The sequence below is a fragment of the Anaerosporobacter faecicola genome (assembly GCF_012070565.1).
Lineage (GTDB): Bacteria > Bacillota > Clostridia > Lachnospirales > Lachnospiraceae > Anaerosporobacter > Anaerosporobacter faecicola.
Window position 1 is genome coordinate 253,154 of sequence record NZ_JAAQRO010000009.1, and the last position, 24,309, is coordinate 277,462.

The window sequence follows — 24,309 nt, forward strand, 5'->3', positions numbered from 1 at the left end:
TGTAGAAATTACGGATCAGAATACGAAAAAAGTCCATAACATTTAATTTTTACTGGATAAATAATATGTTTGGACACTGGAAGATAGTGTTTTTATAACATTTTTTGTTATGATAATTGTCTTAAGGCTTTCACAAACTATTCGCTAAACTCAGGTTTAACGAAATAAAACAGGTAAAAAAACCACAAAATCAGTACATATAGTATTCCCTGGTTGTTCCCCTGTTTTCAGGCTTTTTTTGTGATTAAATGACTGAATTTCCTTTATAAACAGTTTGTTTTTCGTTTAATATGGATTAATCTTAGCAATTAGATAATTCTTTATAGATTTTTATGTATTCTTTAATTAATAGATTATTATTATGTCAATGAATCTACTAAATCATCGTTTTGCAAGAATCCGTTATTTTCTCATAACATAATTCATAAACCAAATGATTTATATTATGTTATACGTTTATGTTATGATCTATAAATCATATCTATATGTATTTGAATTAATCGTTAACATTGATGAATATATAACATTAATGACAAAAACAATGATTATTCGTTATATATAGATTATTTTGTAACGATTTTTGTCTATTTATTTGCTATAAAAACACGTGTATATACGCATTTTGCAAGGAAATATATTTCCCTGACAATGTTTTGTTTCATAAAAAATCTCTGTTGATACATCGATATATAAACAAAATATACATAATATACAATTTGTATACAAATAATTTGTGCAACATATTTATAAATATAAATTGATTATATAAAGATTATGTGCTATTATCATAATATGATAATCATTTAACAATCTTTTATTCTAAGGAGGATTTACGTATGAAGGGTTTTGCAATGTTAGAAATTGGTAAAGTTGGCTGGGTTAATAAAGAAACTCCACAATGTGGACCATTAGATGCGATTTGTAAACCAATTGCTATTTCACCATGTACGTCTGATGTACATACTGTTTGGGCTGGAGCTCTAGGAAATCGACACAATATGATCTTAGGACATGAAGCAATTGGAGAAGTTGTTGAAGTCGGTTCTTTAGTGAAAGAATTTAAGGTTGGTGATAAAGTTATTGTTCCTGCTATTACTCCTGATTGGGGATCTCTTGAAGCACAAGCTGGATACTCAATGCATTCAGGTGGAATGTTAGCTGGTTGGAAATTCTCTAATTTCAAAGATGGTGTATTCGGTGAATACTTCCATGTTAATGAAGCAGATGCGAATCTTGCTCTTCTACCAGCTGGAATAGATTTAGCAGCTGCAACAATGTTATGTGATATGGTTCCAACTGGATTCCATGGTGTTGAATTAGCAGATGTTCAATTTGGTGATCGTGTTGCTGTTATTGGTATCGGACCTGTTGGGCTAATGGCTGTTGCGGGTTGTGCTTTACGTGGTGCTTCTTATATTTACGCTGTTGGTTCTAGACCAAATTGTATTCAGATTGCGAAAGAATATGGTGCTACAGATATCATTAATTACCGTGAAGGTGATATTGTAGAACAAATTATGGATAAGACTAATGGAAAAGGTGTTGATCGTATCGTAATTGCTGGTGGTGACGTGAATACAATCAATCAAGCAATTCATACGTTAAAGCCAGGTGGACGTATTGGTAATGTTAATTATCTTGGTGAAGGTGATTATATCAATATACCTCGTGTTGAATGGGGATGCGGTATGTCACATAAAACGATTGCCGGCGGACTAATGCCAGGTGGACGATTAAGAATGGAGAAATTAGCATCACTTATTGAGACAAAGAAACTCGATACAAGCAAATTAATTACGCATACCTTCAATGGTTTTGACAAAGTTGAGGAAGCTTTAATGTTGATGAAGGATAAGCCAAAGGACTTAATTAAACCAGTTGTTATTATTTAATCATGAAATGATATTTTATCAACGATAAGTTATTACAACGAAACATTAGTATTATCATGTTTGACGAATAACAAAAGTAAGTTCATGTAATAGATCTGAAAAGGAAGTACTAAAAAAAGAAGTAGGGGAATCAGTTCTCTCCTACTTCTTTTTTTGCTTCTTCTATGATTTTTACAGCGGAGTTGACACTTACACCAAAGCGTTCACAACCAAGATCTAACATTTCCTTTACTGTTTCAAGAGAGCGAATTCCACCAGCAGCTTTTATTGGTACTTGTCCTTTTATGTTTGCTGCCATTTTGCGAATTACTTCCGTTGTTGTTGGTTTTGCAATCCACCCAGTACTACTTTTAATAAAAGAAGCACCAGCTTCTATAGCCATGTTACACGCTTTTTCTAACTGTATATCTGTCAGAAGGGGTGCTTCAATAATAACTTTAACAGGTGTCGTTCCAGCTGCTTTGATCACTTGTTCCATATCATGAAACACATATGAATCAAAATCCGATTGTAGCATACTATAAGCCATAACCATATCAATTTCTTGACATCCAAGTTGAATGAGTTCCTGAAGTTGATATATTTTAGAGGCTGTACTGTCGCAACCGGTTGGAAATCCAACAACTCCACCTAGTTTAATTGCTGATTCATTCTTTAGATGTTCTTTCACATAAGGTGTAAAACAAGGTAATGTAAATGCGGTAATAAACTGATACTGTTTGGCATAGAATATCATTTTATCAATATCTACTTTTTGATCTATGCTTTGGACACAGCTAATATCCATATGTCGATTTAGGTTCCTTATGTAGTCTCTATTCGTTTTTCTTTTCATCATGATACCGTCCCATCATACTCGTATTTAATTCATATTTACTACCAATAATCTTAACTTTGTCATAACAAACTGGTTTATTATCTTGATAACAGATTCTTTTAATACACAATAATGCTTCACCTACGGGAATATTCAACATTTGCGCTTCTTCAAATTCTGCATTTTTCGCGTAGATCGTATCGGATGCTTCATCAATATGAATCTGATAAGTTCCTTCGAGGAATTGATATAATGCAGTAAATTTGTTGGAATATTTGATTACATCAGGTACCATTTTTGCTTCTACATAGTTTTTCATCAGAACGATTGGTTTTCCGTCTGCAAGTTGTATCCTTTGAAATCGTGCCACATACTCCGATAGGGGAATTTGTAATGCTTCCGCAATTTCATAGTTTGCTTGAATGATATCGATATACATGCTCTGTGTTTGAACATCATATCCTTTTTGCCGTAGGGTTTCTGTTACTGATACGACATGATTCAGACTTTGTTTTGGTTTAAAGTCCAAAACCAAAGTACCTCTACCTTGCTTTACATCCACCAACTTCTCCTCAACTAGTAATTTTACAGCTTTACGAATGGTGATTCTACTAACGCCAAACATTTGTTCTAATTCGCTTTCAACAGGGAGCATATCTCCAATCTGGTATTTCCCATTTCTTATTTCTTGTTGCAATTCTTTGTAAACCTTCATATAAGATGGTAATTTATTTGACATACGTAATTTCTCCTAAATACTTTGTTCTCCGCGCCGAGCACAGTCAGCTTCAGAGACATCTACCTTATGTGCGAGTGCTCATCCCCCGGAGGGTTATATATTAGGAAAGTCGAAGGACTTTCCTAATATATAAAAACTGTGTATCATAGATGAATTCGTATCTATAATACACAGTCAATCATCGATAACTTAACTATAAAACAAAATGCTCATTCTGACAACTTGAATTCTAAAATTTCTAAAAGTAATCCATCATTATAAAAGAATTACTTCTGCCATGTGGAATCGAATGTTTCCGTTCCTTTTGCAGGCGTTACAACTGTATGATACGTACCGCTTTCCCATATGGTATTTCCTTTATTGTCTAGTTTGAAATAAATGTAAGAAATAACCGTACCAGAAGGTACATTAATATCATAGAACCAGGTTGGATACTTACCAATTGAATCCGTATTACAGAAGAATGGTCCAATTGCTTTTTTCATATCCCATTCCCCTAATTCATGTATGCTTCCTACCACATAGACTTGACTGTTAGTGTAGCCATCTGCTTTGTTCACACGGAAACGTACGGATACTTGTGGACCGGATAACACTTCAAAATTCTTGTATGGTTCACTTTTTGTATAGTTTGATTTCTCTACTTTAATATCGTACATACCTGCTTTTACATCTGGAATAAGAACGCGTATTTTGGAATCAGACCATGATACAATACTTGCTTTCGAATCATTAAATAAAACTCTTCCTTCGCGAGTACCAAATCCCCTTCCTGTTATGGTAACGGTATTACCAGTAATTCCAATCATAGGATCAACATTACCAATGATTGGTTCATTATTCTGCTTAGCAGTATATTGCCATACGGCGGACTCTCCTGCTTTCAATAGGAAAGAATAAGCACTACCATTGCCTGCAATGTATAATTTTTCTCCATTCAATTTACCTTGAAGAACATCTTCATAAACACCTGCAGGAAGATTCGTATGCATATTTGCAATGGTATAATCCGTAGTTTTGCTCTTATTCACAGCGGTTACTACGACATTATCTCCAAACTTTCGTTCATATATGTAAACATTGTCATTTACCCAACAGTCTTTCATAGTTCCATATGCCAGTGCAGGATTGCTCTTTCTTAATGAGGCTAAGGCACCAATGATCTGGTAAGCGTTGCTTGTTGTATCAAAACAAGGCATATCTGTCATGGTATTCTTATTAGCAACATATTGTTCGGATCCATAGTATACAGAAGGAATTCCTCTCGATGTAAGGAGCACAACATATGCAGCTTCTAAGGAATGGTTGTCTTTTGTTAGATTCATAAAACGGTTGGTTTTATCATGTTCTAGGAATGTTACTTGCTGATTTACTTCTTCATAGTTATATCCTGTTACTTGAACAACACTACTTAATTGTTTCATTGTTCCAGTTGAAGTACCAAACGCATTCCGTAACGCATTGGAAAAGGCATAATCCACAGTGCTCATCCCACTGTGATTCACAAAATTGATTTGATTTGGATCATTTATAGACGTTCCAGACTCAAACCAATCACCAAATACATAGACCGATTTTGTAGCGTAAAGACTGCTTAACCAGTTTTTCTGCCAGCCCATCGTCATGCTATCAACGGAATCTACATGAATACCATCTACTCCGAGGTTCAACCATTTTTTAGCCGCATCTTTCATATATTGATCAATGGTAGTATTCTGTTGATTTAGATCAGCAAAACCATTAATGCTATGATAGATTCCGTTCTCATATGTTTTTAGATCAGCAATTGTCTCATGATTAAACAATCCACTGGAATCATTGTTATAACTACCAAGTAATTTACCATCTCGATAAAGGGCACCATCCTCTTGGAATTTCACACTTGTGTCACTGCTCATAACTTGAGAAGTAGCATTTGGTGAGAAATCAATAACAACCTTAAGATCTGCCTTATGTGCAGTATCAATCATCGTTTTGAACTCTTGAATTGATCCGAAGTAAGGATTGGTTCGTAAATAATCTTTTGCCCAAGTTCCTTGATATGCCGCATTCTTGGTAACGGGATCTAGAGAGGTAATATTTTCGACAGGAGAAGAAATCCATAATGCACTGATTCCCATACCAGTGAAATAACCTTCTTTGATCTTCTGGGTGATACCAGCCCAATCGCCGCCATGGTATTTTCCGGAGTCCTTCTTATCGAATAGTTCATTGGTTGGATTGTTTTTTGTATTCCCATCGAAGAAACGATCTGTTACAATTCGATACATGACATCCGTACAAAAACTAGCTGTATTTGTTACACTTGCATCGTCACTTTTTTCAGTGTTTTCATTAGCAAGAATAGGCTTTTGTGGAAGAATCATTCCCAGTAGTAAAATCAGGATCAATAATAAGCGAGTTTGTTTTTTAAAACAATACATCTTTTTCATGTGTTCTCCTTTTCTGTTAATATTTATGAAGTTGCCTAGCAAAAATCTCATATGCTACATATGTATGATTATATATCCTTGTGTATTCAATTGTAAGCAGAGTTGAAGTATTTGACAGGCTACTCATATTCACTACATCATATTAATGATACCATAAATTTACTATCAATACTATCTAAAATTAGCTTTTTATAGTAAAGAAATCATACTGGATTATTCTGTTGAATGGAACCAATTTATAAAAATGGTAGGATGTGTTTGATATCCTTAATTGATTCGACAATTGCTACATGGAATTTGTCTATCAAAGTCTGTTTTCGCTGTTGTTGCTCCTCTTCTGTTTTTTCTTCATATTGCCCATAGCCAATTTCAATCTTATCTGGAAGCAAGAATGCTAGTGGTTTTTTCCCTTCTCCATAGATTCGGATTAATTCCATACAGTCATTAATTGCTTCATCGTCATCGTATCCAACGATTAGAAGTATGTGATCGGGATCAAATTCTACCATATTCGACAATCGTATTAGATTTCCATAGATATTATCTTTTCCATTGAAGGCTAATCCTTGTTGAGATGCCATAATGATATATTCGGTATGTTCCCTTTGGCATTGGTTCACAATTGCTTTCATGTATTGGTTATATTTGATCGGATCGGGTAACAATTCTAAGAAACGAATGGGATCAACATCATATTGATGGAATAATTCCGCTGTTGGTTCTGTAATAAGTGCGCGTGCCTTCCTTCCACTTTCTTGAAATGCTTTCATTAGGTACATCTGTGCGGTGAATTTTCCGATACAGGAGCGTGTTCCATAGATTCCAATTTTCTTTGATGGATAATTTGATGGGAGTAACTGGTTATCTTTCATAAATTGATGTAATTGGTCTTTTGTCTGCGTATATGTATGAATATGAATTTGTTCTTCCTGTAACCATTTGGATAGATGAGAATCGGTAATCTCGTGTGTACTTATAATTTCAATACCTCGTTGTTTGGCTGCTCGTAAAACGTCCTTCCATTTTTCCCTTAGATTACATGTTTCATAGAGTTTTGCAAAATGGTGAATAGGTGCACCACCATCGTTTAAGATTAATGTATCTACCTGAGTAAATGCTTTCTCCAAATCATCTTCAACTACAATTCCCAGTGGCTGATGATTTATGATTGTACCCACGTCTTCTCCTACTTGAAACGTAAAATCAATTACCGATGTAATTTGAAAATCCAATAGATCGTGAAAGCGGATCAATCCTTGTGAGATTTTGTTAAAGGGATATAGTGCAACTTGTTTCATAATAATACCTACCTTTCTTTTTTTTAGATTCCGTTAATAGACAAAACTCATTCAATGGAAGTTGTAAATTGTTTGAAATACATATTTCGATTAAGAACACCACCTAATAGAAACATCATAATTCCAGATGCCAGTAAAATATTGCCCCAGGCTACATGGTCCAAAATATAACCGAAAATCCATAAACCAAGGGTGCTAGAGAGCATGATCGTAATATTGAATACAGCAAACACACGTCCACGTAGATGCTCGGTTACTCTTAGTTGAAAATAGGTATATAAGGGAACATTCTGCATGACATTTAATACCCCTATGAGGATCAATAGAAAACTAAATGTGAATGTGATTACCCATTTGGACTGAAATAACGGTATATTTAAATTTGGAAAGCAAAATAGGATCAATACGATTGCTTGTGCCTGGACTAGGAGAAAGATACGTTTAATGATGAAAAAGGTATTTTTCATAATGGACATGAGGCATCCTCCGATGATTGCACCTGCTGCCCAGGAACCTTGAATAATGGATAGCTGTACTTCGGAAACTTCAAGAACATTATAGTTAATATACGGAATGATCAAAGCGGACAAAGGGGAAAAGACAATATTCAGTAGCAATGCAAGAAAGATAAAAAATGAGGTCGTTTTATCTTTCAGAATGTATTGGAATCCGAACTTAATCCCACTTAGGTAATTTGTTTTCTCTTTCTCTGAAGATTGTTCCATACAATGCTCTTTGTTCTCAATGGCTTTCTTTGGTTCAAAAACGATGAAACTTTCAGAGATACCAGAGAGTATAAAGGAAATTCCGTCGATTAAGAATATGTTCTGCAACCCAATTGTTTTGTAAGCAATTGCACCAACGATCGGACCTAGTATACTAACCAGTGATCCAAGCGTTGCTGAGATAGAATTAACGCGTGCTGTATTCGACGCACCAACAATGTTTGGAATGGATGTACTAACCGCCAAACCGAAAAAGGATTGTGTGATCGCTAAGATGACTTTGTAGGATATTAGTAAAAGAATGCTTTTTGGATCCAAATGAAACATAAGCATGAATGTTAATACCGCGATTCCACTTAGAATATCCGTATATACAATCGTTTTCTTCTTATCATGTTTATCGACAAAGGAGCCAGCAATTAGGTTTACGAACATATTCGGTAAGATTGAAAAACTTAACACCAAGGAAAATGCAGCTGCGGAATTTGTAAAATCTAATACATATAGACTTAGGGCAAATCCAAAAACAGAAGATCCGAATTCCGATACCAATCGTCCAAAGACCAAAAGTATACAGTTTAGGCGATAATTTATAGCCGTTTTCTTAGCCATTCGTTCCATCTCCTTTCTGTAACAAGCTCTCGTCTACCATTCTCTGAAGTGTATGGAAGAAGGAATCTTGCTGTTTGTAGATGCGTTCTAATTCGTCACAAAGGTCGGATACATAATTTTTTGAAAAAGTACACGTTTTACTATTCAAACTAGTTTTTAATCTATCACAGATCTGGTCACATTGCATAATAAATGTCTTGCAATATGGCAAACATTCTTCTGCAAGAACCATATAGTGTTGAAGGTCTTCTAAGAGTTCTTGCAGGAATAAGAATTTATACCTCCAAGAGCCAAAACAGTCTTGTAGAAGTTTTCTATGTTCTTCTGGATAGGTTGGATTTTCCTCAATTATAGCCGCTATTTCTCGGAATACACGTATACCAACATAGAAGGTAAATACATTATCTTTGGTCTGTATATCAACCCTCTTATTCGACAAGTTCGTTGTTATCGTATTCTGTAATACAGCAAGGCCAATTTGTTGATTGTCTACATGATTAATCTTACGAAGATCCAATTCCGTTACCGCATAAGCCAGATTTGTTTGCTGCGCATAGGTTCCGTTCATAAAGTCCATTCCACGTAAGCCAGCAAAGGACTTATGAAAGTCTTCTGCTGGAATCCATCCATAATAATGAAAGGTCGTATCATAGACTAAGTAACTATCATTTTGAATATCCACCAACAAGAACGTATGCGCTCTTCCACTGTTTTGTTCTGTAACGGCTATGTTATTCTCTGGACGTACGTCCAATCGTTTTCGCCAAGTTTCTTCTCCAATACAATAATCCGGAGTATAGTTCAGATAGTATGTCGTACCAGAAATCATTACCAATTCATGACTTCGCAAATGTTCCTCACAATACGCTAGCCCTGCTGCAAGGTCTGGAAAAGACTTTACAGTTTCTGTTACATGTAGGGTCGAGAAAATTGTATCCTGTTCTGGTAGCAGCTCTGTTGGTAACTCTCGATATTGTAGTTTCATATGGCAACCTCTATTATTAACATGACCATAGGTTAGATTCGATTTACCACCACCGACTGCTAGGAAACTTCGTTCGAGGAAAATATTTCGTTCATGTTTCAACTTCTCTAAGATGACACCTGTCATACAACCATAATAACTTGGATATTCTTCCGTAACATGAAAGTCGATATTATATCTTCGGTCAGTCTGCTCTGCTAACGAAATATCCAGTTGTCTTGTTGTTGCACTCTCCTGCTGCCCTGTTGTCTGTGCATATAGTTCTGGCATACAATGTGACAAAATATTTGCAATCGTTCGATATTCTAGAATTGCCTTAACGGAGATCGGGATCTTTTGATTATTTGCCTTGGAAAGAATCTTGATTGCACTGATGGAATCGCCTCCTAACTGGAAGAAGTCATCGTAGATTCCAATGGATTCTGTCTGTAGGACACGTTCCCATATGTGAACTAGATCTTGCTCGATCTGATTCCTTGGTGTAACTTGGTTTTCTTCCCCTTTGTTTTGCGTATGTTGTTCCATACAATGCTTCATTAACGCAATTGCATTTTTATAAAAGATTGCTTGCCATTCATGGATCGAATCTGTAGTGAACTCATTGTTACAGAATTTGATGGAAATGGCTAACTGATGGTGAACAACTTTGGCAATGATATTAAGAACATATCCCGTTTGATCTTGCTCATTGACACAGGAACCAATTGGGGCATCGGATAAAGTAAAGGCTTCGTTCTCCACCTCCTCTGTAAATTGCCCAAGATAATTAAAGTTTATTTCTGGTCTGCAGAACAATTGTTCTTTCTCTGTATCCGTGAGATTTGATTGATAACGAAGCAGTCCATACCCAATTCCTTTGTTCGGAACATTCCTTAGGCTTGTTTGAATCTCTTTGATATGCTCTGCCAAGGTATTGGCATGCATACTGGATATAATTAGTGGATAAAAGGTAGTGAACCACCCAATTGTTCTTTTGATATTTGGACTGTTTTGGTTATCCATTCGGATTTCTTCACGACCGTGACCTTCCATATTAATAAGAAGCTTGGTAACTCCCTTCCATTCCTTCATGGTCAAACTAAGGATTGCCAGTAAGATTTCTTCTGTTTGTGTTCCATATGCAGAATGAATCCGCTTTAACAAGGCATTCGTTTCTTCTGTTGTAAAAAGTAAGTCTTCCGTACGGATATCTTTGAATTGTCTAGTCGTTACTGGATAATCTCCAGAGATGGATTCCGTAGGTACTTGCAGCATACTCTTCCAGTAAGAATATTCGGTTCGTATAATTTCTGTATTGGAATACTGCTGTAATTGTTCTGCCCATTCTTTAAAAGAGGTTGTTTTCAGTGGTAAACAGATTGCTTCTTTTTGTAATAATTGTGTATATCCCAAAACAAAATCCTCTAATAAGATACGCCATGATACGCCGTCAATGACGAGGTGATGAACAAGGATCAGCAGGTGGTCACCACTACTCGTATGGAATAAACCGAGTTGTACTAGGGGACCTGCTGCTAGATGGATGCTATTTTGTAATTCATTTGCAATCTGTTTGATTTGAGCATATGCCTTTTCCTGCTCCGTACAAGTATATTCTAAAAGGTGGAATGCTTTTTCATTTATACCTGCATTGTATTGTACTATTGTTTCGTTTCGCTCCTCGTAGTGCATTCGTAATGCATCATGATGTTTAGTTAAGTAATCAAAAACCTTGGTTACTATTGCTACTTCAAAGCCTTCTTTACGATAGAGACAGATTCCCTGGTTCCAATGTTCTTTGTGTTGTAAATCTCTTTCGAAAAAATTCTTCTGTATTGGTGTAAGAAGCACTTCTCCTTCAACTGGTTCCTGTGAAATCGTGTTATTTTGTATGGAAGTTGTTTGGTCATTTAAAGTAAATTGTTCAAGTAATCGTTTTTTGTCTATTTTTCCGTTATGGGTAATTGGAAATTCATTGATACTATGTATATAGGTTGGAATCATGTAATATGGCAACGTACGGGATAAGCTTTGTTTCAATATCTCACTAGAGATGTTTTCTGTTGTCTTAATAAATGCAATAAGGAATTTACTTCCTGTTTTATGTGTTCCACTTAGTACGGCAACCTCTTTTTGCGTTACTTCTCTGATCTGGTTTGCAACCTCTTCTAATTCAATTCGATACCCTCTAATCTTTACTTGTTCATCGGCCCTTCCCAAGTATTCAATTTCACCAGTTCGTAACCGTCTTCCTAAATCACCGGTTCGATACATGGTTCCATCTGTTACAAATGGATCAGGGCTGAAGCGTTCCTGTGTTTTGTCTATTTGACCAAGATATCCTCTACCAACACCATCCCCTGCAATATAGATTTCCCCTGGTATCTCATAAGGAACAGGGTTTTGATTCTTATCCAACAGATAGACCTGTACCTGATTAAGTGGGTGGCCAATCGGGATTTTCATATATTGATTGATGGTATGCGCATTGACCGTAAACATAGTAGCAACATCACAGCATTCGGTAGGTCCATACACATTGGTGATGGTTAAATCATCTCTATCGTATACAGAAAAGAATTCACGAACAAGGTCAATGGTCAGTTCTTCACCGCCAATGAGAAATTGACGTACGGGTAACTGTTGCTTTGATGACTGTAACACCTCTTTTAATATACTCAAATGTGCAGGTGTTCCATCTGATATGGATACGTGATGTTTGCAATAATATGCTACAAGTTTTTCACCATTCATCCGTTCTTCTTCTGGCACGATTACAAGAGTCTGTCCTGTGAGAAGCGCAGGGAAGATTTGTTTAATAGAGGCATCAAAAACATATGGAGCAAGTAAAGCTATACGAAGGTTTGGAAGCTTCTTATAAATCTTCTCATCAATATTCTTTACAAGATTGATCACACTCTCCTGTTGAATCATAACGCCTTTTGGTTTTCCCGTTGTTCCTGAAGTATAGATTACATAGGCAAGATCATCCGCTGATGACGAGTTTTCTTTCGTTAATGAGATTTCACAGGATGGAGAGATTTCTCGTAAATCTAGAACCTGTCCTTGGTAATGCAAATCTTGTACATCTACATTTGTTAAGAGAACGTTAGCATTGCAATCCTGTAACATATATTGAATACGTTCCTTGGGATAAGAAGGGTCAATTGGAACATATGCTCCACCTGCTTTTATAATGGCAAAGATACCAATAATCATTTCAAGGGAACGTTCCGTAATCATTGCAACACAGCTCTCTCTTTTAACGCCCAATTTTCGCAATTCATATGAAACCTGATCCGTTTGTTTCTGTAATTCTCCATAAGTAATCTGTTTGTCATTGAAAATCACGGCAATTTGATCCGGTGCTTTTCTTACTTGCTGTGTGAACAAGGTTGGTATGGCCTCCTTTTGCACAACATGAATGTGAGAAGTTTGCGTATCGAACAATTGTTCGTGCTCTTGTATAGATAAGAGACTAATCTCTTTGAGTAAGCATTCTGGTTGATAACTGATCTTATGTAGAATAGCAAGTAGGTGTGATTTCATACCCTCTATACTGGCGGGATCATATTGCATCTTGTTATATTTGATCTTTATACTGATTTCATCTGCTGGTTTGATTACAAGATTTAGGTCATAATTCGTTTGTTCGAAGGAATGTGCTTCTTTGATTCGATAGGTATCATTTGACGTATAATCACTCATAGGATAGTTTTCAAAGATCATTAAACTTTTTATGAGGTCTTGTTTCTTTGGGCTTACATTTTGTATCTTGGCAAGAGAAAGAAAATCGTATCTTATGGACTGATTGTAGTTATCACGTATCGATTCTAACAAATGAACAAATGATGTGGTATCGTTACAGGTTACTCGAATCGGTATTGTGTTAATGAATAATCCAACCATATGTTCAATCCCATTAACAGGTGCATTTCTTCCAGAAACAACAGCTCCAAAAACAACATCATCCGTATTACTGTATCGTTGTAATAGAATGGCCCATACTGCCTGAAAAACATTGTTTAAGGTAACATTCGTTTTTTTACATAACATTTGTAAGGTAGTTGACGTCTCTTGATCGAGAGAAAATGTATTCTCTCCCTTTTCATACGAATCGGTACTTCTATCGGAACGAGTTGGTAGATACACCTCGTCCTCGTATCCAGCAAGATACGTTCTCCAATATTGCAAAGCCATGGTATGATCTTGTTTTCCAAGCCAATTGATGTAATCAACATATTGAAAGACGTGAGGGAGTATACCTTCTTTTCCAACTTTCTTGGCTTGATACGTTTGAATGAACTCCTTAAGTACAACGCCCAGACACCAACCGTCCATGATAATATGGTGGTGGCTCCAGATGATCTGGTATTCTCTTGGTGCAATACGGAATACAGCAACACGCATTAACAAATCTTTTGTCAGGTCAAATCCTTTGCTAAAATCCGTATTTTTATAGTTTTCGAGATAACAATTCTTTTCTACATCATCCCATTGGGAAATATCCTCATATACAACTTTTAGGGTACGTTTTTCTAAAACAACTTGTTTGGGTTCCTCCACTTTTTCGTAGACAAAGATTGTTCGAAAAGCATCGTACCGTTCAATTAGTGTATTTACACTATTCTCAAATACATCCATATTAAGATCTGCTTCTATAGTAAAATACAGTTGTTGAAAATATGCTTTGGATTTCTTATTATACAAGGAATGAAAAAGCATACCTTGTTGCATAGGCGTTAATGGATATATATTTTGTATCTTTGCTCCTTTTGCCATGTTCAATTCCTCCCTGGTATCAAATGTTATCCTATGCTGTGTTTCGCTTTAACGAATACATCTAACATGGGATTAAACTTCTATTTCAGTAAGTAGTTCATTCAGATCATCAAGTTCATGAACAGAAAGTGTATCATCATCATAGTCACTTGGTGTATATTCATACTCTTGTTTCGTAAGACAGTGTTTAATTATTTCGATTAAGTTTTCCATATAATGATTAGCAAGATGTTCAATCAAGTCTTTATCAAATCGAGCCGTATCATAGGTGAATGTCATCTGCAATTTCTCCCCTAGGATGCTACCTCCAATTGCTAAGGTATAAGGAAGTTTGTTATCTCTACTGATGGAATCGCCCGTAGAATAATGCGATATTGTGAAGATTCCTTCCTCCTTTGGCTGTTCAAATTGTCCTAAGTAATTAAAACAGATTTCTGGCTCAGGACATAAATCCTTCAATTGGTCCTTATCCTCAGACAACGAGTGGTAACGTAAGACGGAATAGCCGATTCCTTTTGTTGGAATACGATGTAGCGTTTCTTTCACGCTCATTATTTCACTACGCAAATCCGTACATTGCGATATGTCGAGAAATACAGGATACTTAGCGGTAAACCAACCAATAGTTCGTGTAACATCCATATCTTCTGTAATGGCTTCTCGTCCATGTCCTTCCAGATAGAGATAGAGTTTACCACTTCTGCCAATGTTTTTTTCTGTTCTAACCAGTGCCGCGAGAAGAATATCATTGATCTCTGTATGATAGGCGAGATTCGTTTGATACAGCAGTTGTTTGGTATGAATTGGATCAAGACATCGATCTGTTATCTCATATGATGTTAGCTTTTGAACTAATTTTTTAGATTCTATGTCTATCGGATCTGGACACATCTTGTTTTGATCGATCTGATTCAGTTGCGGTTGATCAGTATTTGCGTACAAATAAGCGGATTTATGCATAGTATTCTGATTTACGTCATCGACATGAAAACCGAATTGGTATTTACCCTGTTTAACAACGGTTTCCCAATACGTACGTTGTGATAAGAGTTGTGTTGACTGTGCGTATCGTTGAAGTTGTTCTGACCAATAAAGGTATGAATCTGTTTTTACTGGTAGAGCAACCTCCTTGCCAGCTAATAGCATGCTATATGTTGTTGCAAAATCCTCAAGTAAGATACGCCAGGATACGCCATCAATAAGTAGATGGTGAATGACGATTAATAGATGATCCCCCTTATTCGTATGGAATAAACCAAGTTTGATTAGAGGTCCCTTTTCAATGTCCAGATCTCGCTGTAACGCATTGGCTTTCTGAAGCAGAATTTCCTCTATGGTTGTTCCAGTTTCGGCCATACAATCAAACCACTCCAATGTAAAGAATTCGTTATCTTGTTCGAGATGCGTTTGATTAGAATCATTTTGTTTGGAATTCCCTTGTTTCGAATTCTCTTGTATGAAATTCTCCAATTTTAACTTTTCTTGCAGGGAATCTGCAGGCAAGATTACACCCATCTCTTCCATAAAGTGCATTCGTAGAGCATCATGGTGGACAAGTAGTTTTTGAAAGCAAACAGAAACCATTTGAAAATCAAAACCTTCTTTTCGGTACAACATAACGGATTGATTATAATGGTTTTTTACCGCATATTGGCAAGCAAAGAAAGACTTCTGTATTGGTGTCAGTGATACGTTACCTTGAATAGAATTCTGATCAGCTATTCGCGCTGTAGGTGTAATATAGGGACTTAGCTCTTTGATGGTTTGGTGCTGTAACAGATCGCGAATGGTGACTTTTAGATTCTTCTCTCGCAACCTTGCACTGATCTGTATAGCTTTAATAGAATCTCCTCCGAGCGAATAGTAATTTTGGTTGATTCCTATATGTGGAATACCAAGTACCTCCTGCCACACCTGTACCAGTGTTTCTTGTAGAGAATCTTCTGTTGCAGCAATCTCTTCTTGTACGATGGTATTGGATTGGTCAGGTATCGGTAGATTCTTTCGGTCTACTTTACCATTATGCGTGATTGGCATCTGCTCAAGTCTTACAAAATACGATGGTATCATATAAGGAGGTAAATCCTTGGACAACTGCATACGAAGGGTATCGGTTGGTATCTCTTCTTTGGAAGTTATATATGCACATAGGTAGGAACAATCCCCTTCTTCCCTGGCTATAACAACTGCGTCTTTCACTCCTTGTACTCGTAATAATTGTTTTTCAATCTCTCCAAGTTCTATTCGAAAACCTCGAATCTTCACTTGTTGATCGATTCTTCCAAGATAGCGAAGGGTTCCTGCTTCTGTCCATTGCACACGATCTCCTGTTCGATACATTACGGTTCCTTTCTGGAAAGGATTTTCTACAAATTTTTCTTCTGTCAATTCTCTTTGATTAAGATATCCCCTTGCTACCCCTTCCCCAGATAGATAGAGTTCACCAGGGACACCGATTGGTACAAGCTTCTGATACGAATCCATTACATATACCTTTATATTGGATAGTGGCTGCCCAATTACCACTTCTTCCTCCTGGTTTCTCGTTGTAATGGGATAAGTTGTCGCATCGACACAACATTCTGTAGGACCATATACATTTACAATAGTGATATCATTCGCTCTTTCGCCACAGTTTTTATAGAAATGGGTAACAACATTGGAAGGTAACGCTTCTCCACCAATTAAAAAACATTGTACTGGTAATTGTTCAAGCTGTTCTCTTTTGCACTCCGATAAGATTCGTAGATGAATTGGTGTTCCATCTGAAATCTGAATACCATGTTCCAAATAGTAGCGCAAAAGGATTTCGCCATCCATCCTAGCTTCTTCTGGTAGAATATGTAATGTATGTCCAAACAAGAGCGACACAAAAATCTGTTTCACAGACGCATCAAATATATAAGGAGCAAGTAATGCAATATGTAAGTGCTCTGGATATGGCTGGTATATAGCTTCGTTAAGTGCATAAACAAGATTTACAACGGAATGATGCTCCAACATAACTCCTTTTGGTTTACCAGTTGTTCCAGAGGTGTAGATAACATAAGCGAGATCGGATGGCCCTATGTCAATAACCTCTACTTTCTGCTTCGATTGATAAAGTTCATTGCGTTCTAAACAGATAAAATCATTGATGAATGGTAGCTTGTTTACGAAGCATTCATACGTTAGTACAGTTACTGCTTTGCTGTCTACTAACATGTATTGGATTCGATTCGCTGGATAGGAAACATCGATTGGTAAATAGGCAGCTCCGGCTTTCAATATACCTAGAATTGCAAGAATCATATCAACAGAACGATCAAGTAGAATGCCTACAATGGAATCCTTATGTACACCCTTTTGTCTTAACAGATAAGCAATACAATCTGCCTTTTGATTCAACTCACCATAGGTAAGCTGTTTACCTTCACAGACAACGGCAATTCTTTCTGGTTTTTTCGCTACTTGTTCCATGAAAATTGTAACGATGTTTTTCTCAGTTGGGAACGAACATGATGGTACATTCCAAGTCTTTTGCAGTAAGGATTTGTCACTAGATGGCAGATATTCAATTTCAGCAATCGTTCTTTCACTGTTGTTAATAAATGCTTGTAAAATACATAGATAACTTTCTTTCATTCGTTCAATCGTAGATCGCTTGAAAAGACGCGTCGCATATTTGAAGGTAAAGGTCATATGATCATCGATTTCTTCAGCAACAAGCATAAGATCGAATTTGGACGTGGTATCCTCAAGCTTCATTGGTTGGATTATAAGATTTTGCAGGTTGATTGGAGCATTTTCTACATTTTCCAATAAGAACATTGTACGAAATAATGGAGTTTGTCCCATCTTATGTATTGTTTTCAAGGAATCTAGTAATTGGTCAAATGGATACTCGGAATTACTAAATGCTTCAATACAGACACGACGAATGTCTTCCATATAAGCGGATAGTGTCAATTCACCACAGGGATTTGTTCGTATAGGAAGGGTATTGATAAATACACCAATCAAATTACCTAGTGCAGAATGATTTCTACCCGCTTCGGCGGTTCCAATGATGATGTCTTCTTGTGTAGAATACTTTGATAACAGAATGCTGAAAGCACCATACAAGAGCATAAACATGGTTGTTTTGGTCTTATGATTGAATGCATGAAGCGCCTGAGTCATCGAAGCATTAATCTGGAAATGCAGACTGCTTCCTTCGTAATTGGCAGTCGCTGGTCGTTTGTAATCCAGTGGTAACGTTTGTTGAGAAGGTTCTTGTTCGTATACCTGCAACCAGAACTGTTTCTGCTTTATACCCTCTTTGCTGGTAAGCCTGCTAAGTTGCCATGTTGCATAATCTTTGTACTGTACGGTTAATGGTGGTAACGTTTCTCCATTATAGTAGGTACCTAATTCTTGTATGAATATAGCAATGGAAACACCATCAAAGATTATGTGGTGCATATCCAATAACAAGATATATTGTTCCTTGTCTTCCTCTATGATCTGGAAACGGAATAATGGGAAACAATCCAGAGAAAATGGTTGAATAAATGCTTTCCTTCTCTCATCAAGGGAAAGATTATGGCATTCCTTTTGTTTCCACACTTGCTTCATGTTAAGAGATACTTCAGAAAATGGATGAATCTGTTGTACATACTCTCCCTTGATCAAATGGAATGTTGTACGGAAAATCTCATGGCGATTCACTATTTTTTCAATAGAAGTTTGTAATCGTTGGAGATCAAGGGGGCCTTTTATTGAGAATGCAGCGGGCATATTATAATGGAGAGATTCTGGTTCAAGTTGTGAATGAACATAGATTCTTTTTTGTGCAGAAGACATTGGATAATATGGTTGTGCTGCTACACAGGGAATGGTAAGGTCTGTTTGTGTTTTTGTTTGTGTCTGTTGTTGTTCTATACAACGACTAAGTTCTTTGATCGTTGGATGTTGGAAGATATCTTTGATACGCAGTTCTACGTGGAATTGTTTGTGGATTTTCGTACGTAGAACCGTTGCCCGCAAGGAATGTCCGCCAATTTCAAAGAAGTTTTGATGAATTCCAACATGCTGTAACTTAAGAATTTCACACCATATGTTGGACAATTCTTTTTCTGTATCTGTTTGTGGGGAATCTTCTTTCCAATCTAGAACCATTTTTTCTGTTGGTTTTGGTAATGCTGTTCGATTAATTTTTCCATTGAATGTTAATGGAATCTCCTCTACCGGAACAAAATATGCTGGCAACATATATGCAGGTAGTCTCGTTGCTAGGAATGCTCTCAAGTCAAAAGCAGAAAGCTTCTCCGTTGATTCATAATAAGCACAGATCTCTTTGTTACCATTTTCATCATCTAGATCAAGTACAGCTACTTTTTTTACATGCGGATAAGTTGACAGAATGGCTTCTATTTCCCCTAATTCCACACGATATCCTCTCACTTTAATTTGGTTATCTACCCTCCCTAAGAATTGAATGCTTCCATTATCAAGAAAGCGTCCAAGATCGCCTGTCTTATAGAAACGCATCGATTCTTGTTGGAAAGCAGGAAGATTCAGAAAACGTTGTTGGTTTAGATCTTCTCGGTTGAGGTAGCCTCTTGCTAATCCAGGGCCACTTATGTAAAGTTCACCAGTTTGTCCAATTCCAACAGGACATTTCTGTTCGTCTACGATCATTACTTGCATATTATCAATCGGATAACCAATCACAGGGTGTTCTGCGTATTCTTGTAGGTGTTCTAGATCGATTACTGTAGCTATACAGCCTATTGTACATTCGGTAGGTCCATAATGATTCATGATTGCAGTTGTAGGATACAGTTGGTGATACGTTACAAGATCTGTTACCTGAATTGTCTCTCCGCCAAGTACAAGATAACGCAGGGTATCCCCTATACCTGAGCTTTGGAAATGTTCTGCATGAACAAGCATATGAAATAGGGAAGGGGTCATCTTCAGATACGTAATCTTCTTAGTGGTGATATAGTTAAGTAAACATTCTGGATCAAGAATCATATCCTGTGATACAATGTGCAACTCACCACCACTTAGTAATGCAGAATATAAACTAGTATATCCAAGATCAAATGCATAAGAAGATAATAGTATGGTTTTATCCCTCTTCGTTATCTTGGCTTTATCTATAAACCAAGTAAGATAATTTAGCAAACTATGGTGTTCAATCGCTACACCCTTTGGTTTGCCTGTACTACCTGAGGTATAGATAACATAAGCGAGATCGGTAGAGGTAGCAATTGGCGTGGGATTACTAGTATCCGTTGCATTCTGTATTGCTTGTTCGATGGAAAGAACGGTTCCTGTATAGATCGAGACAAGATTAAGTCCCTGACCAATAACTAAAGTCGTTGCAGCACTGTTTTCTAATAAATAGTTGATTCGCTCTGTTGGATACTTTGGATCAATCGGAAGATAAGCACCTCCTGCTTTTAGAATCCCAAGGATTCCAATTGCCATATCAACGGTTCGCTCCATTAGCAAGGCAACGATTGTATTCGGTTTTACTCCCTGTTGAATTAAGGTTCGAGCTAATGCATTCGCTTTTTCGTTTAATGCAGAATAGGTCAATGTCTGAGAATCATCAACAATGGCAATACGGTTTGGTGTCTTACGAACTTGTTGTTCAAATACTTGAGATACGGTTATCGCTTGGCGAGGTATAATTTTCGTGTGGGAAAATAGTGAGCTGATTTTCCGTTGTTCTTCAAGTGGAATAATAGAAAGATTCGAACATGGTTTTGTATCATGTTTCAATAATTCGGTTAGTGTTGTAAGATAATAGCCGATAAATCGTTCCATCGTACGTTCTTCAAACAAAACAGAGCTGTATTGAAGAAATCCAATGATTGCTCCATCCCTCTCCTGGACACGCATCGACAAATCTAATTTCGTCCCTAGTGGAAGGTAATCATATGTTTCCCATGAGAATTCTTCACAAGACGTTTGTGGAAGCTCCATATTTTCCATAACAAACATCACATCGAATAATGGATTTCTACTCAAATCCCGTGATAAGTTCAGATCATCTAGTAATTGTTCAAACTGATAATCACTATGATCGAATGCTTCAATCGAGCGTTCTTTCATCTGTAATACATAGTCTCGCACACTTTTGCTCATGGAAAGCTGGCTTCGTAATGCAATCGTATTAACAAACATACCAACGATCGAATGAACTTGTTCCATCGTACGTCCAGATGTAACCGTTCCGATGATAAGTTCTTCCTGTCCGGTGTACTTATGTAGGCATAGAGTAAATGCGCTAAGAAGTACCATATAGAGTGTTGTATGGGTATCTTTGGCATAGTTCATAAGTTGTTTGCACAGGGATTTTTGAATTACAAATTGTTTTGTCCTTCCTTCAAAACGTTGTATGGAAGGACGCTTATGATCATATGGTAAAGCCATAACAGGTACTGGGGATTTTAGCTGCTGCAACCAGTATATCTTTTGCTTTTGCAATCGTTTCGAGTTTTGCTCCTTCACTTGCCATACTGCATAATCTTTGTACGTATAGGCTAAGGACGGAAGGATGCTTCCTTGATAAAGCTGAATAAATTCTTTTAATAGAATACTGATGGATATGCCATCGGCAATAATATGATGGATATCAAAGACCAAATAATAGAGATCGTCGCTTGTTTTAATAAGAAGAACACGAAATAAAGGTGCACAACTCAGATCAAACGGAACGATATGGTCTTCAATGAATGCATCAAGATTTTCTATAGGAGCATCAAGATAGGTGAATGAAATAGTACCTGCCTTATCAATTTTTTGTACTACTTCTCCTTGAATGCAGACAAAATGGGTACGGAGAGCCTCATGTCTTCTTATTAATTCTTCAAAACAACATCGAACTCGAGCAGGTTTAATCTGACCTTTTAACGCAATAACCTGCGTGATATGATAAGCAATATCATGCTCTTGAAGAGAATGAAGTGTATATAGTCTTTTTTGTGCAGCTGACAAAGGATAATAATCGGCAGGTTCAGCTGCTATTAGACTGTGCCTGCTGTCATGATCCTTCCGAGGTAAATGTGACAGATAGTTTGCCAGCTGTTCAATTGTTGTATAAGTGAATAGATCTTGAAGAGAGAGATCAAGAAACAGTACTTGGTTGATTTGATTGATTACTGCTGCCGCTTTTAAGGAATCTCCACCTAATTCAAAGAATCCTTGGTCAATACTAATATTCGACATGTGTAGTATATCTTCCCAGATTAATTTCAATTGTCGTTCCATGTCTGTTTTTGCTGCTTTATATGGATTAGTAGTTGCTTTCATAGAGATTGTTTGAAGTAAAGTGAGAACTTGATTAAACTGCCCTTTCTGATATGCTTCAACTAACTTATATCGTTGAATCTTCCCACTACTGGCTTTTGGAAATTCTGATATAGGAATAACAATTGGTAATTCTAGCCCTGTAGAATGTGCAAGATGCGTTTGTATTAGAGTTGCCTTTTTTGCAAATTGGGCATTCGGCTCCTTGGTACATGCAAATACAAGAATCTCTTCTTTTTGTTTACAAGCATTCCATGCTCCACACACAACAAAATCATCATTTGAAACCTCGGGAAGCTCCTTGATCAATCGTTCTAGATCCATAGGATAATAATTTTGTCCATTGATGAAAAGTATCTCTTTGGCTCGTCCAGTTATACAGAGTGCTTTCTTATGGAAAAATCCCAAATCACCCGTTCGTAACCATCCATCAGTCGTAAATGTTTCGTGATTTGCCTGTTGATTTTCATAGTAGCCGGTTGTTATATTGGCACCTTTGATTTGGATGTGACCAATATGATCTTCTTCTAGTATGTTATCCTCCATATCACAGATTCGAACATAACATGCATCATAAGGATAACCGACTGACACGATCGTCATTCCATCTTTCTCATTTTCTTCCGGTACCTCACTTACCAGATCACCACAGGATACATGATTTCGATCAAGATGAAAGACTCTTAAAGGGTCATTCATCATTGGCGCAGTGATTGCTACCGTTGCTTCTGACATGCCATAACTTGGCCAGATACAATCTTTAGAAAGACTATACGGCAAAAGTAAGGTAACGAATTCCTTACATAGCGTAGGATCGATGGGTTCTCCGCCTGTTGCAATAATCTTGATACAAGAAAGGTCCCAACAGTATGATGATTGCTTCTTCATGAATTGTAAAAAGTGATGGAAGCCAAAATTCGGTGAAATTAACATTGTATTCTTGTATTCATTTGCTTTTTCGAGCCACATTGCCGGATTTTTCAAGAATACCATTGTAGGCATAATATATTGATTAATCCCACGATAGATTGCGGCAAGATGTCCCACAACTAAAGAAAAACTATGGGTGATTGGTAACCAATTCAATACGGAATCCGAGTCTTCACATTGCACCCGTTTGATAATTGCTTCTATGTTAGTAAGTACATTCTTATGTGATATCATAATTCCTTTTGGATTTCCTGTGGAACCAGAGGAAAATTGAATGTATGCTAGATCGGTAGCTTTACTCCTTTTCCCTGCTTCATCCATTACCTGTATGGTATGTTGAGAAGGTTGTTTGATTGGAAGTTCTTCAATAAGTTCTTCAAAAAGCAGGGTTTCTTGCATCATATTGTTTCTGTCAGGCAAAGATAATCCATGACACTCCTTCATATATAGCTCTTCATAAATTTTATGACTTGTAATGATCTTCGGTTTTTTTAGTGTAGAAAATACCTGTGTCAATTGGTTCCTTTGCTCTCGGTTTACCCCAACATGGAGAGGAACAGGGACGATTCCACCAAGAATACAAGCCCAGAAAAGATAGATAAAATCTGCATGATCATCAATTTGCAGAATAACTTCATTATCAGCACTGATTCCACGATTACGCAAGCTGTATAAGAGTTCTTTTGCTCTTACATAAACCTGTTTGTAGGAGATATACTCATCAATCCCATCTTCTTTAATGAATGTAATTCCTTTCTCTTTGGTGCTAGCAGATAGTAAGCACCTACTTAAATTATCTTCATTTATCATCGAACGCACCTATCTCCTTTCT

At 36.8% G+C, this 24,309-nt stretch carries 8 protein-coding genes; 1 reads left to right on the forward strand and 7 read right to left on the reverse strand.

The genetic code is table 11. The annotated features are described in order from the left end of the window. Nucleotides 1–836: 836 nt before the first annotated feature. Nucleotides 837–1,892, forward strand: coding sequence for an NAD(P)-dependent alcohol dehydrogenase (locus tag HBB17_RS05930; RefSeq protein ID WP_167956545.1), 1,056 nt, complete (start codon nt 837–839; stop codon nt 1,890–1,892). A gap of 130 nt (nt 1,893–2,022) precedes the next feature. On the opposite strand, the gene deoC is transcribed toward HBB17_RS05930, so the two are convergent. The 7 genes from deoC to HBB17_RS05965 all read right to left on the reverse strand — a co-directional run bounded on the left by deoC (nt 2,023) and on the right by HBB17_RS05965 (nt 24,287). Continuing rightward, a complete protein-coding gene (deoC, locus tag HBB17_RS05935) occupies nt 2,023–2,730 on the reverse strand; it encodes a deoxyribose-phosphate aldolase (RefSeq protein ID WP_167956546.1) in 708 nt (235 codons plus the stop codon). Next, nucleotides 2,708–3,448: a GntR family transcriptional regulator gene (locus HBB17_RS05940; protein ID WP_167956547.1), complete on the reverse strand. Its 741-nt coding sequence runs from the start codon at nt 3,446–3,448 to the stop codon at nt 2,708–2,710. The genes deoC and HBB17_RS05940 overlap by 23 nt, the downstream gene beginning before the upstream one ends. 266 nt (nt 3,449–3,714) lie before the next feature. Further along, the gene (locus tag HBB17_RS05945; RefSeq protein WP_167956548.1) at nt 3,715–5,880 is read right to left on the reverse strand and encodes an alpha-amylase family glycosyl hydrolase; all 2,166 of its coding nucleotides are present in this window, start codon (nt 5,878–5,880) and stop codon (nt 3,715–3,717) included. Between the two features lie 236 nt (nt 5,881–6,116). Beyond that, nucleotides 6,117–7,178 carry a DUF1611 domain-containing protein gene (locus HBB17_RS05950; RefSeq protein WP_167956549.1) on the reverse strand — a complete coding sequence of 354 codons (1,062 nt, stop codon included), beginning with the start codon at nt 7,176–7,178 and terminating at the stop codon, nt 6,117–6,119. 47 nt (nt 7,179–7,225) lie between these two features. Beyond that, nucleotides 7,226–8,515 (reverse strand): MFS transporter, encoded by a 1,290-nt coding sequence (locus tag HBB17_RS05955; protein WP_167956550.1) that lies wholly within the window; start codon nt 8,513–8,515, stop codon nt 7,226–7,228. Further along, a complete protein-coding gene (locus HBB17_RS05960; protein ID WP_167956551.1) occupies nt 8,508–14,261 on the reverse strand; it encodes a non-ribosomal peptide synthetase in 5,754 nt (1,917 codons plus the stop codon). Before HBB17_RS05960 ends, HBB17_RS05955 begins: the two co-directional genes overlap by 8 nt. Before the next feature lie 72 nt (nt 14,262–14,333). Continuing rightward, entirely contained in the window at nt 14,334–24,287 is a 9,954-nt protein-coding gene (locus HBB17_RS05965) for a non-ribosomal peptide synthetase (protein WP_167956552.1), read from the reverse strand. Nucleotides 24,288–24,309 lie beyond the last annotated feature (22 nt).

Bases quoted from the DNA above. Each gene is read 5' to 3' on its own strand.
- HBB17_RS05965 (WP_167956552.1), bottom strand. From the start codon at position 24,287: ATGATAAATGAAGATAATTTAAGTAGGTGCTTACTATCTGCTAGCACC.
- HBB17_RS05945 (WP_167956548.1), bottom strand. From the start codon at position 5,880: ATGAAAAAGATGTATTGTTTTAAAAAACAAACTCGCTTATTATTGATC.
- deoC (WP_167956546.1), bottom strand. From the start codon at position 2,730: ATGATGAAAAGAAAAACGAATAGAGACTACATAAGGAACCTAAATCGA.
- HBB17_RS05950 (WP_167956549.1), bottom strand. From the start codon at position 7,178: ATGAAACAAGTTGCACTATATCCCTTTAACAAAATCTCACAAGGATTG.
- HBB17_RS05930 (WP_167956545.1), top strand. From the start codon at position 837: ATGAAGGGTTTTGCAATGTTAGAAATTGGTAAAGTTGGCTGGGTTAAT.
- HBB17_RS05955 (WP_167956550.1), bottom strand. From the start codon at position 8,515: ATGGCTAAGAAAACGGCTATAAATTATCGCCTAAACTGTATACTTTTG.
- HBB17_RS05960 (WP_167956551.1), bottom strand. From the start codon at position 14,261: ATGGCAAAAGGAGCAAAGATACAAAATATATATCCATTAACGCCTATG.
- HBB17_RS05940 (WP_167956547.1), bottom strand. From the start codon at position 3,448: ATGTCAAATAAATTACCATCTTATATGAAGGTTTACAAAGAATTGCAA.